Origin of the sequence: Lactobacillus sp. MRS-253-APC-2B (assembly GCF_012843675.1) — a bacterium.
Lineage (GTDB): Bacteria > Bacillota > Bacilli > Lactobacillales > Lactobacillaceae > Limosilactobacillus > Limosilactobacillus pulli.
On the sequence record NZ_JABAFO010000008.1, the window covers coordinates 44,022 to 56,751 of the forward strand.

Below are 12,730 nucleotides of genomic sequence, written 5' to 3' on the forward strand. Positions count from 1 at the left end.
GGAGATGATTTGATGAATACGCGGGATCTGCAGTATTTTCAAGCATTGGTCAAGTATAAAAACTATACGCGAGTTGCCAAGGAATTTGGGGTCTCACAGCCAACCGTTACGCAGGCAATTAAACGCTTAGAAAAAGAATTTAATGCTCAGCTGGTTTATACGGACCGTGCGCACCGGCAAAACTTGATTACGCGCAGTGGTCAGCTTTTGGCGGCCAGTGCCAAGATGATCAATGAACAGATCTCGCTGGCTCATCACTCCATTGAACTGGTCCAAGAACGGCAGATTCGTTTTGGTCTGCCACCGATTATCGGTAAGCTTTTGGTTGCCAAGATTGCCAAAAAGGTGCCTGGCTCGATCATGCGCCGAGTACGAATCCATGAGGCTGGATCACAAGAACTGCTGTCGAAGCTGCTTAAAGGTGAGATTGATGTAGCCATGCTGGGCTCAGTGGCGCCGCTGGATGAAGAAAAAGTCTATGTTCAGCTTTTGACCAAGCGGCCCTATAGCATAATGGTCAGCGCTAGTAACCCGTTGGCTCAGCGAAAACATATCAGTTTTAAAGAGCTCGCTAATCAGCATTTTATTACTTATGATAAACAATACGTTCATGTAGCAGCAATGCGTTCTTATTTTGCCTATGCGCATATCAAGCCGACTGTAGCAGTCTACAAAGTCCCCGATGTTTCATGGGTTAAGGAACTGGTTAGAGAAAATGTTGGGATTGCGCTAATGGTTCGGGATGCTGCTAAAAATGAAAATGGCATCGTACCATTAGAGATTGATGATCCGCTGCCGGAATGGTTTTATATATCATTGGCGATTCGCAACGGCTACGTGCTTAGCGATGAAGAGCAACAATTTGTAAAGCTGTTAAGTCAGGTTGCTAAAGAAGATGAATAAATGATCAGGCTCGGTATCCGAAATTGGATGACGGGCCTTTTGAGTTGACTTTCTGTATTTGGCATAAATTTTTCGTACAGACGGGATTAATCGTTTTATAATGGTAAGAAGTTTGACGATTTTTAAAAAGTCAGATTAAGGAGCGATTTGAACGATGAGAAAACTGCCGATCGAACAAGATCAGCCCAAAAAAAATAACGAAGATCTTAGCAACTATCGTCATCATATGGCGATTCACTGGCATGATTTTTATAGCAGCGATAATGTAACGCCAGCTCAAAAAGCCAATCTGGTCGAACGTTCAACGATTGTTGGGCGTATCGGGATCATGATGCTGGCCTGTGGGACGGGGGCCTGGCGAGTGCGCGACTCGATGAATGTGGTCTCTAAAAAGCTGAAGATGACCTGTTCAGCGGATATTGGTCTGGTTTCAATTGAGTATACCTGCATGGATGCCAATAATAGCTATACGCAGGCTTTGTCATTGCCTAATACCGGGGTCAACACGACAAAATTGAATGCCCTGGAAAGTTTTGTCAAGGAATTTGACCAACACGGTGATCACTGGACCGTTGGCGAGATTCACAAACGCTTGGACGCCATTCACCAAATGAAAGGCAACTATTCACCGCTGCAGGTTGGACTGGCAGCTGCCTTAGCCTGTAGCGCCTTTGTTTTTCTGCTGGGTGGCGGTCCAATTGAAATGGTATGCTCCTTTTTTGGCGCCGGGATTGGTAACTTCGTGCGACGCAAGATGATTGACCGCAAGCTGACTCTTTATGCCTGTCTTGCAACTTCGGTAGCCGTGGCCTGCATTATCTATGTGATGACTTTAAAACTTTTAAATATGGGAATCTCGCTTAATCCACGCCATGAAGCCGGCTATATTGGCGCGATGCTGTTTGTGATTCCAGGTTTTCCGTTCATCACCAGCGGCTTGGATCTGTCTAAGCTCGACATGCGTTCAGGTTTGGAAAGGCTGGCCTATGCGGTGACGATTATCGTGGTAGCCACTTTAGTCGGTTGGCTGGTCGCTATGATGGTTCATCTCAAGCCGGAAAACTTTGAGCCATTGGCACTTTCACCATTAATGCTCTTTTTATTACGGCTGCCAGCCAGTTTTTGTGGAGTGTTTGGCTTTTCAATCATGTTTAATTCTACGCCTAAAATGGCAGCTGCAGCGGGTGTAATAGGGGCAGTTGCCAACACGCTGCGCTTGGAGCTGGTTGATTTTAAACTGATGCCAGCGGGGGCGGCCGCGTTCTTAGGGGCGTTGACGGCGGGAATCCTGGCCTCATTCGTTCGTGATCGGCTCGGCTATCCGCGCATCTCTTTAACGGTTCCGGCAATCGTAATCATGGTACCGGGACTTTACCTTTATCGTGCCATGTATAACATGGGACTCACATCGATCAGTGTTGGTGCTTTATGGATTACCAAGGCGCTTTTGATTATCGTTTTCTTGCCGCTGGGGCTGATTGCTGCGCGGATTTTGGGCGATCCTAAATGGCGCCACACTAGTTAGTAATATCAAAGATTTCTGTTATTATAATTGATAACCGAAATCTTTTTTATTTATGAGGGTGAAAGCATGATTATTGAGTATCCGCAATCACTGTTGAAGCAGGCTGAGGATTCATTAAAAGGTCATCATCTAACCGGTTTTGTAGCTGGGCAAGGCCCTGAACATCCTAAAATTATGCTGATTGGCGAAGCGCCAGGAAGAGAGGAAGCCAAAACCGGCGTGCCGTTTATTGGTGCATCTGGTAAAGAATTGATGAAGCTGATCGAAGAATATCTTCACATGACCAGAGAAGACGTCTATATTACCAGCGTAGTTAGAAAACGGCCTTACTCAATCAAAAAGGTTAAAGATAAAAAAACGGGTGAACTCATTGAAAAAACGCCCAATCGAACGCCGACCAAGGCTGAGGTCTATGCCTATGCACGGCTGTTTGACTGGGAGTTGGATCAGGTGAGACCGAAGATTTTAATGCCGCTGGGAAACACCAGTCTACAGCGCTTGTTGGGGCCAAGTGCTAAAATCGGTAGTCTGCATGGTCGGATCCTGCACTGTCCGATTCAAAGAGCAGCTAATGATCATCAAGGCTATATCATGAGCAGTCAGAGTTACATGGTGATTCCAATGTATCATCCAGCAGCCTTTTTGTACGCGCGAAAGCTGGAGCCAATCGTTCGTCATGATTGGGAAAAGGTTGCGCAAAAGCTAAATCAGCTGGAGATTGATAAAATTTAACAAAATCAAATAAAAGTTAGCAGCTGATTCGTGATAGGATTAAAGGCAAAGACATTAAGAAAGTGAATTTCAGTCCATGGATAGAAAAAATTTTGATCATCATATTTTAGCCGCGATGGCCGATAATCTGAGCAACAGTCTGCGTGAAATGGCACGTTGCGGACATTCGCGATCCAAAAGGGCTACCTTAACCGAGATGAGCATTCAGCTATCGGGCTTCAAGCAGACTTTGGCTGATCCTCAAAAACGTCAGCAGTTGGTAGAAAGCTGCCGGCAAGCCAATCGACAGCCTTTGAAGATTCCGGCCGACGTTCAGTTCAGCGTACCCGTGAAATTGGTGACAACGCCTTATCCAATGATCTGGCTTAATCAGAATTCTCAAGCACGCAATCTGATTGTTTATCTTGCTGGGGGCGCGTTTATTCAGCGACCATTAAAATGGCACTGGCAGTTTTTGAATCGATTGGCCCAGGCAGCTGATGTTGAGATCGTGGTACCTAATTACCCACTAGCACCCGATCATGACTTTAAGGATGATTATCAAGCGCTGCTTGGTCTTTATCAATGGCTGTATGAAAAGCGACCGGTCAGCAGCATTATCTTGATGGGTGATTCATCAGGTGCAGGATTGGCGGCTGGCTTCTGTGAGAATCTGGCACAACAGGGATTGCCGCAGCCGGGCCGTTTGGTGCTGATTTCACCTTGGCTGGATCTGCAACTGGGCAATCCTCTGATTAAAAAGTATGCGGCCAAGGATCGCCTGCTTGATCAAGAAGGTTTGCGAGCGTTAGGAAAGCTGTGGGCTGGGCCAACCGATCCTTACGATGCTCGTCTTAGCCCGCTAAATGGCCCTGTCGATCAGCTGCGCAACGTTACGATTTACATTGGCACGCATGAGATTATGTATCCAGATGCCATTCACTTTACGCGACGGTTAAAGGCAGCTGGCGTCAAAACCAATACCGTGATTGGCCGTGGGATGTTTCATTCCTATCCGCTGTATCCAATTCCAGAATCGGAGCACGTAATTGCGCAGTTGGCTCACGATTTTGATCAACAATAGATTTGAATTATTCAGACTATCATAACTATGAGGTGATAAAAATGACAAAAACGGCAGCAGTAGTATTTGCAGATGGCTGTGAAGAAATTGAAGGCTTAACGGTGGTCGACGTTTTGCGCCGCATGGGGGTACAATGCGATATCGTAGGAGTTTTAGGCTATGAAATTCATGGTGCTCATCAGATTGATTTTAAGGCTGACAAGCTAATCAGTGATCAGCTACTGGATTATGATATCGTGGCCTTTCCTGGCGGGTATGGCAATGCGCAGACCTTACGCGATAATGATCAGTTGATGGCAATCATGCAAAAGCGTCAATCGCTTGGCAAATGGTGTGCTGCAATGTGCGCTGCACCGATTGCTCTGGCTCGTTATGGCCTGCTGGACGGTTATGACTATACATGCTATCCAGGAATTGAAAAAGAAACGCAGTCGTTGGCGCCAAACGGTCATTTTAAAGAAGACATCACGGTTACCGATCAAGCAGGCCACCTGGTTACCAGCCGTGGTCCGGCAACGGCTTGGGCCTACGCATTTGCAATTGCTGAGGCACTGGGACTTGATACCAAGGCAATTAAGCAGGATACGCTGTACGACTACCTTAAAGAAAACATCTAACAAAAAAGATCCGGAGATTAATTCTCCGGATCTTTTTATTACCAACCCATTTCAGCAGCCTTAGCCGGCAGCGTCAGCTTACCAGCAGCAAGTTCACTGAAGGCTTGATCAATCATGGCAAAAGCTTGATCAAGCTGTTCTTCAGTAATTACTAAAGGCGGTTGGAAACGCAGAATGTTGCCGCGCAGACTGATGATGATCGCACCTAGTTCAAAGATCCGATACATCAATTTAACCGTGGCATTGGTGTCGCCTTGACCAGTTGCTGGATCAATGATATCAATCCCACCGTCAAGACCATACATCCGTACATCGCCAATGAAGTCGAACTTTTCTTTTTCGGCCTCAAAAAATGCCTTGGCTTTTTGCCCCAGTTTAGCGGAGCGCTCCAGCAGATGCTCTTCTTCAAAAACATCCAGCGTTGCGTTAGCGGCAGCCGTCGTAACCGGGTTGCCGGCGGTCGTAAACAGATGCGCTGGCGCGCCAAGTGATTCCATAATCTCTTTGCGCCCAACAACGGCACTTAAAGGTAGGCCAGATGCCAGTGATTTGCCGACAGACATCAGATCAGGCTCGATACCGTCAAAGTTTTGAATTGACCACCATTTGCCGGTACGGCCCATGCCTTGATTGATTTCATCAACGGCGAACAAGATGCCATGTGCCTTGGCAAAATCATAGACCTTCTTCATAAAGGCAGGCGGTGTCTTGCAGATCCCACCGTCACCTTGAATGGCCTCCATCAAGATAACCGCAGTTTCTTCAGCTGGCAGGTAGGTTTCAAATGGCCGCATGAATTCACGGAAGAAACGATCAACGAAGTGTTCTTCGCTTTCATTAGGTTCGCGTTCCCAAGGTGATGGGAAAGGAACCTTAACGACACCAGGCAATAGCGGTGCCATTTTACGGCTCATGTTCATACTGATGCTGGAAAGCGACATGGAACCATAAGTAGAACCATGATACGCACCAGTAAAGGCTACCAGATACTGGCGACCGGTGTAGGCCCGCGCAAACTTGATAATGGCATCATTAGCGTCAGAGCCAGACAGTCCCCATGAAACCTCAACCGGACCACTCATCGGGGCCAGTTTTGCCAGACGTGGCGCCAAGCGGGCTTCTTGCGTGTTGGCAAAGTAGGCCGGCGTATACTGGATCAACTTGGCAGCTTGATCCTGAATCGCCTTGACGACTTTAGGGTGGGCATGACCGGTATTGGTTGAACTGGCACTGGCCAAAAGATCAATATAGTCATTGCCGTCAGCATCGGTGATCACCGCGCCCTTACCATGATCGATAACGATATCGTAATAGTTGATCCGGCCAGAAGAAGCAAACGCCTTGGCTTCTTCTTCCAGCAGATGCTTGTTGTTACTGTCTGTCATTTTGACAGCCGCCCCCTTTTAAAGCTTACAACTAGTCCTTTTTCGTCTTGTTTAAGTAAGAATGACGAGCGCCATAGGTAAAGTAGATTACCAGACCAAGCAGGAACCATACGCCGGCATAGATCTTGGCATCGATGTCAAGTCCCCAGAACACGAACAGGGAAGCCAAGAAGGCTAAGCATGGCATTACTGGATAGAATGGCATCTTAAATGCAGGTGTTGGAATATCCTTGCCTTCACGAGGGCGCAATGCATAGATCCCTAATGAAACAAACATAAAGGCAATCAGCGTCCCAGCGGAGATTAATTGTGACAAGAATGCAAATGGGAACATGGCACCAATCAGGATCGCGATGATTGCCAAAGTCCAAAGTGCATGGTTAGGCCGGTTCTTTTCGTCCAGCGTTCCCAAGAACTTAGGCAGCATGCCGTCACGACCAAATGAGTAGATCAAACGAGAGCCAGCCATTGTCATCCCAATCAGTGCGGTAAACATCCCAACAACGGCAACGATTTGGACAACCGAAGCAACGACTGGGTGACCAATCGAACGCAGAGCCAGACCAACTGGTTCAGCAGAGTTGGCATACTTTTGGTAAGGAAGAACCCCAACCAGAACCAAGGCTACGGCAACAAACAAAACAACGGCAATTGCCAGTGAGCCTAAGATTCCGCGTGGCATCGTCTTGCCAGGGTTGATGGCTTCGGCAGAATTGGCGGCAATGGAGTCAAAGCCGATGTAGGAAAGGAAGATCATCGAAACCCCAGCGTAGATACCTTGCCAACCACCAAAAGCACCATTAGAAGTCATCCGGTACTTAGGAATAAATGGAACGAAATTACTGTGCTTAACTGCAGTTGCACCAACGACGATGAACAGCAGAATTGCCAGCACCTTCAGCGTAACCAGTACGTTTTCAACACGGGCGGCATCCTTAACACCTTGGGAAACCAGGATGGCAACCAGTGCAATCACGATCAGCGAGATCAGGTCAACGACCCCGCCACTGGTACCAAAGGCATTGGAAAGCGAAGCCGGCAGCTTGATCCCAATGTTGGCAAGCAGTGGCCGCAGATTGGCCGAAAGACCAGAGCCGACAAAGGCTAAGGCGATAAAGTATTCAGCCAGCAGTGCCCAGCCGGCAATCCAACCAAAGAATTCACCAAATACCACGGTGATCCATGAATAAGCGGAACCAGCAAATGGCATGGCAGCTGACATTTCAGCATAGGCAAAGGCAACCAGACCAGCAACGATGGCCGCGATTACAAACGAGATGGCAACGGCTGGACCAGTGTGCATGGCAGCAACCTCACCAGGTAAAGTAAAGATCGAAGTGGACACAATCGTCCCGACCCCTAAGGCCAGAAAGTCCCGTACGCGCAATGAGCGAATAAGGTGACTATCCTTATCTTGATAGACACTGGGGTCTTCTTTTCGAGTGATAGTTTTCCAAAATCCCATAAATCTTCCTCCTGAACTAAGTGAGACAATCCTAATTCTGCAAAAAGTTCCAATATGATTGCAACGCATCCAGACTTGGCAGGAAAAACCAAGCGATAAATAATTACATTTAAATTAGAATTCTCTAATGTTTTAAATTATAACTATAATTTAAACAGCTTGCAAGAACTTTTTGTGCATTCTAACAATCCACCTAAACTGTGTAAGCGTAAACTCAGTAGTAGTGACAAGCAATCAAACGTTTATAAATTCTTGGTTTAAATTTAATTATCTTAATCTTGATCTTAAAATTATTGCGACTGATTTGGTCATCAATGAACGATTGGAACAAAAAGAGAGTGAGAAAAAACTCCGAAAATCAGCTTGCGACCGATTTTCAGAGTTTGTCTTCGCACCTCCGCAAGGGTGGCTAGGTCGGTCAAATGCTGATAAATCAGCATTTGAACTGCCAGCCAGCTACTGCGCTGAGGCATTGTTATCCATAAAATAGTTAAGAAGTGGGGCTAATTCTCAGTCTCTATTGTTAATGTTTCAAAATATCTTCAATTAGCTGCGGCTGCAGTCGATGATTGTGATTTGGATTGGAACGCTGATTGACGACACTGACCAGTGCCAGCATAGAGCCAACCAGTGAGCTCTTTTTACGATAGACGGTGTAGCGTGACAGCCAGAGATCGGCATATTTTTCCTTATAATTACGCAGACCTTGGAAGCCATAGAGCCGGTAGCCATATTCGTAGATAAAGTGGGCAGCTTTTTCTTCAATAAAGCTGAACTGTGATTCACCAACGTTGCTTAGTGGTGCCATTCCTAAATCGAAGTATTCGTAGCCGGTCTTTTGTCCATACAAGAACAGATTGACAAAGATCATGTCCATAATGCCAGATGGCGCCAGGTCGCGATCATGACGCATTAAATCGATGGTCAGAATCTTTTTGCCACCAGTTGGCATAAGCGTTGCAAAGGCCACGATCTTTTGTTCTTGATTCCTAACGATGGCAATTGGAGCCTGCTGCAGATAATATTCATCAAAAAAGCCCAGTGAAAAGCCTTTTTCAACCTGCTTGCCCAGCCAGCTGTCAGAAACATGTTTGAGCTCTTTGATCAGCTCGTTATCAAATGGTGGTTCCAAGACGTCAAACGTATAGCCTTCTCGCTCAAATTTATGCATCAAGGCACGCTGAGAACGTTGGCGCTTACCGGCAAGCGTAAAGTCGGCCAATTTAACTAGACCGTCCTCACCGGTTTTAAGAAAGTCAAAACCAAATTCGTGCAAAAGCATCGTTGTTGATTGACCAACTTCATAAAATACCAGTTGGTAGCCATAGCGATCAGCCTCAATGATAAACTGTCGCAAAGCATCATTCAGTACGCTTTGATCGCCAACCGGTTCACCCATAACGATCAGCTTGTCGTATTTGCGCCGATACATGAAAAAGAGCCGGTCTTCTTTTTCAACTTGATAATAATAGAGATTCTTGTCGCGCAAAAACGCCAGATGACTGGTCTCATTGCCACCAAAATGTTCGATCAATTGCCGACAGCGCTTAGCATCAAACGAATGATAGCCGTTGAATGGATCATAGCCACTGGTAAAGTAGCGCAGAATGGCCAACATGACCAAAATTCCCAGGATCAGACCGATGAAACCAGAGAACCAGAGACTCTCACCAGGGAAGAACAGGAATTGCGGAATGTTATGATGTTCATAATAATTTGGCTCATTGACGATCCCTATAATAATGTAAAGAACGAACAGACCGACAAAGACGATTCCGTCATTAAAGGCCTTCCCAAGCGAATAGGCCATCTTTTCTCGATACAGTGCATGGCGCATGGTTAAAACCAAAATCAAAAGGATCAAAAGGTAGAAGGTCAGCCCCCAGGTTCCCAAATTCCACAGTGTATTGACCATTCCAATCAGCAAAAGAATCAATGATGGCCAATAAGCCTTCTTGAGCTTGGCCTGGACCCCACGTGCACAGGCCAGCATAGCGATAGCAAACAAAACCGTGCTCAGCTGATGCAAGAAGAAGAATGTAAAAGGATAGAAACGCTGCAAAAAGCGGTTATTTTGGGTTAGATCCGGCATTGAGGCATCAATCAGCATCAAGATCCCAGAAAAATACATAAATATGGTGATCAAGACATGCGCGCTTTGATGCCAGATCAGATTAGGCAAGCCATTAAAAAAGCGATTGATCTTCTGGCAAAAATGATATACAAACATTAAAGCACCAAAAATCAGCGGCACCAGATAATAGAAAACCCGGAAAAATACCAGCCAGACCAAGGCCGTTGAACGACTGACGCCCATCATAGACAATTCCATCAGCATAATGATGTCAAAAGAACCGATTGCCCCAGGCAGCATTGAGATAACTCCCAAAAGCTGAGCGACAACGTATAGGGGCAGTACGGACAAGAGATTAATTTTAACCCCTAAAAGCCAGCCAATCATTAAAAAGAAAAGTGCAACCAAAAGCCACTCACCAGTTGAACTGGCAACGATAAACAGTTCGAGCTTGGGGGTCAGATCTTTAAAAAAGCTGGAGTTTTTCAGCCGGGTAAAGATAAAGACAACCGGGAAATACAGGCCGCCACCAATCAGCCAGACGATGTAACGATCGAAGCGATGGCCATTTGGTACTAAGAACATGACTGCTAGAGCGAGCCAGCATAAGATCGACAAGCCAGACAAAAGAAAAATGGCGATTTTGGAGATGGCAAACAGAATCTGTTTTTTACTGGAATGCTTGCCATAAAAATAGGCTCTAAGCGTTGCGCCAAGCAGACCGCCAAAGCCGGCCACGTTGGTCAGGGTATTGGTAATCCAGCCGCTTCTGATGATATAGTGCTTAGAAAAATGCCCTGATAAAAAGTGGGTAATCGCAAAGTCATAGCCAAGCATGGGCACGATTGAGAGGCAGCCACCGATCAGCATCAAAAAAATATGAAGCGGTGACTGGCTGGACAGGCCAAGTCCAACGCGATTCCAGTCAACGTCTTTTAAAAAGTTGCCCAGTGCTGTGATGACAAAGATAATCACCGAGACAACAAACAGCAGTTTAAAGAGTTTGGCATAGTGCCGCCACCAATTTTTGATGCGCACAGATAGAGATGAGTTCATTTTTCAGAATCCTCACTTTTTAATTGTGTCAACCTGGCTGGTTCAATGGCCTGCCAGATTGGAATTCAATACCAATGATAGTAGATTGCCCATTCGGTAGCAAAAAATTTTTCAGTTAAAATGGTTTAATTTTGGCAGCTGCTATTGACGCCGAGTAAATCTTTTCGTATACTATCAATTGTTGTGAAATTGGTCCGTTGGTCTAGTTTTGGTTAGGACGCATCCCTGTCACGGATGAGATCACGAGTTCGAGTCTCGTACGGACCGCTATAGTTTTTGAAAGTTGAGATTTCGGTCTCAACTTTTTTTGTATGCCAATTTGGAGGGGAAAATGGAAAATACTTGGATTTATCGCGGTCAGGAACCAATCAAGATCAAAAAATTTCTGCAGACGCTTGGAATGGGGCATCGGATGTTTAATGACATCAAAAATGGTGCTGGTGAGTTTCAAGTTGATCATCGTATTGTACGACCGACAACCAAGATCTTGCCCAATCAGCCGCTAACAATCAAAGTTGCGCCAGAATTTCCCAATCCAGACGTTAAATCAAGCAATGGCACGTTGGATATTGTATTTGAAGATGCCAACTGGCTGGTTATCAGCAAACCAGCCGGCCTAGCCTCAATTCCAGGCCCAACGACTGGAGATGATACGCTGCTCAATCGCGTGACTGGATATCTGATACGCAACGATTCGCCAGACCAGCGACCACACCTGATTACACGGTTGGATCGCTACACCAGTGGCCTATTGCTGGCTGCTAAGCATCAGGTAGCCGTCAGCATGATCAGCCAACAGGTTCAACAGCATAAAATGATTAAAGAATATCAAGCGATCGTTCAAGGCATTTTAACTAATGATCATGATATGATTGACGCTCCGATTGCTCGAGTTGAAGGTCGGGCTCAGCGTGAAATCAGTGCCGATGGTCAAAATGCCAGGACCGAATACTGGGTCGAGGCACGCGGTCAAAACTGGACGCTGGTCAGAGTGCGTCTGCATACTGGCCGCACCCACCAGATTCGCATTCACTTCAGTCATCTCGGTCATCCACTGCTGGGCGATCATCTGTATGGTGGTGATACCAGTCGCTTTGACCATCAGCTGCTCTGTGCTTCGCATATTGCGTTTGATGACCCATTTACCCTAAGGCACCTTGATTTTAAGATTGGGCTGCCAGCAACGTTTAAACAGGCAATGAACTGATAATTTATCCATGCGAAGACGTTCAAAAGTTCTATAATAAGGCTAATTAAGTTTTAGGAGGAATTTTTCATGGCTAAAGTTGAAAGTTTCACGCTGGATCATACCAAGGTAAAGGCACCTTATGTCCGTTTGATTACGGTTGAAGAAGGACCAAAAGGCGACAAGATCAGCAACTATGATCTGCGCTTGGTTCAGCCAAACGAAAATGCCATCCCAACGGCAGGACTGCACACGATTGAACACCTGCTGGCAGGGTTGTTACGGGACCGTTTGACGGGCGTCATTGACTGTTCGCCATTTGGCTGTCGGACTGGTTTCCATTTAATTACTTGGGGTGAGCACAGCACGACCGAGGTTGCCAAGGCCTTGAAGTCCTCACTTGAAGAAATTGCCTACCAGATTAAGTGGGAAGACGTGCAGGGAACCACGGAAAAGAGCTGTGGCAATTACCGTGACCATTCACTGTTCTCAGCTAAGGAATGGAGCAAGAAGATTTTGGCTGAAGGCATTAGTGACCAGCCATTTGAACGCCATGTAGTTGACTAGACAATAAAAGAGGCTGGGAATTAACTCAGCCTCTTAACTATTTTATGGATAATAATGCCTCAGCGCAGTAGCTGGCTGGCAGTTCAAACGCTGATAAATCAGCATTTGAACTGCCAGCCATCCTTGCGGAGGTGCGAAGACAAACTCCGAAGATCGG

10 protein-coding genes and 1 tRNA gene are annotated in these 12,730 nt (G+C 46.2%); 8 read left to right on the forward strand and 3 right to left on the reverse strand.

Annotation, left to right across the window (positions count from 1 at the left end; all coding sequences use genetic code 11):
- Positions 1-12: 12 nt before the first annotated feature.
- From HF864_RS05600 to HF864_RS05620, 5 genes are all read left to right on the forward strand, one after another.
- The gene (locus HF864_RS05600) at positions 13-903 is read left to right on the forward strand and encodes a LysR family transcriptional regulator (RefSeq protein WP_169462064.1); all 891 of its coding nucleotides are present in this window, start codon (positions 13-15) and stop codon (positions 901-903) included.
- A gap of 154 nt (positions 904-1,057) precedes the next feature.
- A complete protein-coding gene (locus HF864_RS05605) occupies positions 1,058-2,428 on the forward strand; it encodes a threonine/serine exporter family protein (RefSeq protein ID WP_169462065.1) in 1,371 nt (456 codons plus the stop codon).
- A 66-nt stretch (positions 2,429-2,494) separates the two neighbouring features.
- Positions 2,495-3,160, forward strand: coding sequence for a uracil-DNA glycosylase (locus HF864_RS05610; RefSeq protein ID WP_169462066.1), 666 nt, complete (start codon positions 2,495-2,497; stop codon positions 3,158-3,160).
- Between the two features lie 76 nt (positions 3,161-3,236).
- Positions 3,237-4,223, forward strand: a complete 987-nt coding sequence (locus tag HF864_RS05615; protein WP_169462067.1) for an alpha/beta hydrolase — start codon at positions 3,237-3,239, stop codon at positions 4,221-4,223.
- 41 nt (positions 4,224-4,264) lie between these two features.
- Positions 4,265-4,840 carry a DJ-1 family glyoxalase III gene (locus HF864_RS05620; RefSeq protein WP_169462068.1) on the forward strand — a complete coding sequence of 192 codons (576 nt, stop codon included), beginning with the start codon at positions 4,265-4,267 and terminating at the stop codon, positions 4,838-4,840.
- Between the two features lie 38 nt (positions 4,841-4,878).
- On the opposite strand, the gene HF864_RS05625 is transcribed toward HF864_RS05620, so the two are convergent.
- The 3 genes from HF864_RS05625 to mprF form a co-directional block, all read right to left on the reverse strand.
- Positions 4,879-6,225 (reverse strand): aspartate aminotransferase family protein, encoded by a 1,347-nt coding sequence (locus HF864_RS05625; RefSeq protein WP_169462069.1) that lies wholly within the window; start codon positions 6,223-6,225, stop codon positions 4,879-4,881.
- A gap of 31 nt (positions 6,226-6,256) precedes the next feature.
- Positions 6,257-7,690, reverse strand: a complete 1,434-nt coding sequence (locus tag HF864_RS05630) for an amino acid permease (RefSeq protein ID WP_169462070.1) — start codon at positions 7,688-7,690, stop codon at positions 6,257-6,259.
- 523 nt (positions 7,691-8,213) lie between these two features.
- The gene (gene mprF / locus HF864_RS05635) at positions 8,214-10,820 is read right to left on the reverse strand and encodes a bifunctional lysylphosphatidylglycerol flippase/synthetase MprF (protein WP_169462071.1); all 2,607 of its coding nucleotides are present in this window, start codon (positions 10,818-10,820) and stop codon (positions 8,214-8,216) included.
- Between the two features lie 191 nt (positions 10,821-11,011).
- On the opposite strand from mprF, the gene HF864_RS05640 reads away from it, so the two are divergent.
- The 3 genes from HF864_RS05640 (at position 11,012) to HF864_RS05650 (ending at position 12,573) form a co-directional block, all read left to right on the forward strand.
- Positions 11,012-11,087: transfer RNA gene (locus HF864_RS05640), tRNA-Asp, on the forward strand.
- Between the two features lie 64 nt (positions 11,088-11,151).
- Entirely contained in the window at positions 11,152-12,027 is an 876-nt protein-coding gene (locus HF864_RS05645) for an RluA family pseudouridine synthase (RefSeq protein WP_169462072.1), read from the forward strand.
- A gap of 69 nt (positions 12,028-12,096) precedes the next feature.
- A complete protein-coding gene (locus tag HF864_RS05650; protein ID WP_169462073.1) occupies positions 12,097-12,573 on the forward strand; it encodes an S-ribosylhomocysteine lyase in 477 nt (158 codons plus the stop codon).
- Positions 12,574-12,730 lie beyond the last annotated feature (157 nt).

What these genes read in the sequence shown, in the direction of transcription:
- HF864_RS05600 (WP_169462064.1), top strand. Translation starts at nt 13, where the DNA reads ATGAATACGCGGGATCTGCAGTATTTTCAAGCATTGGTCAAGTATAAA.
- HF864_RS05605 (WP_169462065.1), top strand. Translation starts at nt 1,058, where the DNA reads ATGAGAAAACTGCCGATCGAACAAGATCAGCCCAAAAAAAATAACGAA.
- HF864_RS05610 (WP_169462066.1), top strand. Translation starts at nt 2,495, where the DNA reads ATGATTATTGAGTATCCGCAATCACTGTTGAAGCAGGCTGAGGATTCA.
- HF864_RS05615 (WP_169462067.1), top strand. Translation starts at nt 3,237, where the DNA reads ATGGATAGAAAAAATTTTGATCATCATATTTTAGCCGCGATGGCCGAT.
- HF864_RS05620 (WP_169462068.1), top strand. Translation starts at nt 4,265, where the DNA reads ATGACAAAAACGGCAGCAGTAGTATTTGCAGATGGCTGTGAAGAAATT.
- HF864_RS05625 (WP_169462069.1), bottom strand. Translation starts at nt 6,225, where the DNA reads ATGACAGACAGTAACAACAAGCATCTGCTGGAAGAAGAAGCCAAGGCG.
- HF864_RS05630 (WP_169462070.1), bottom strand. Translation starts at nt 7,690, where the DNA reads ATGGGATTTTGGAAAACTATCACTCGAAAAGAAGACCCCAGTGTCTAT.
- mprF (WP_169462071.1), bottom strand. Translation starts at nt 10,820, where the DNA reads ATGAACTCATCTCTATCTGTGCGCATCAAAAATTGGTGGCGGCACTAT.
- HF864_RS05645 (WP_169462072.1), top strand. Translation starts at nt 11,152, where the DNA reads ATGGAAAATACTTGGATTTATCGCGGTCAGGAACCAATCAAGATCAAA.
- HF864_RS05650 (WP_169462073.1), top strand. Translation starts at nt 12,097, where the DNA reads ATGGCTAAAGTTGAAAGTTTCACGCTGGATCATACCAAGGTAAAGGCA.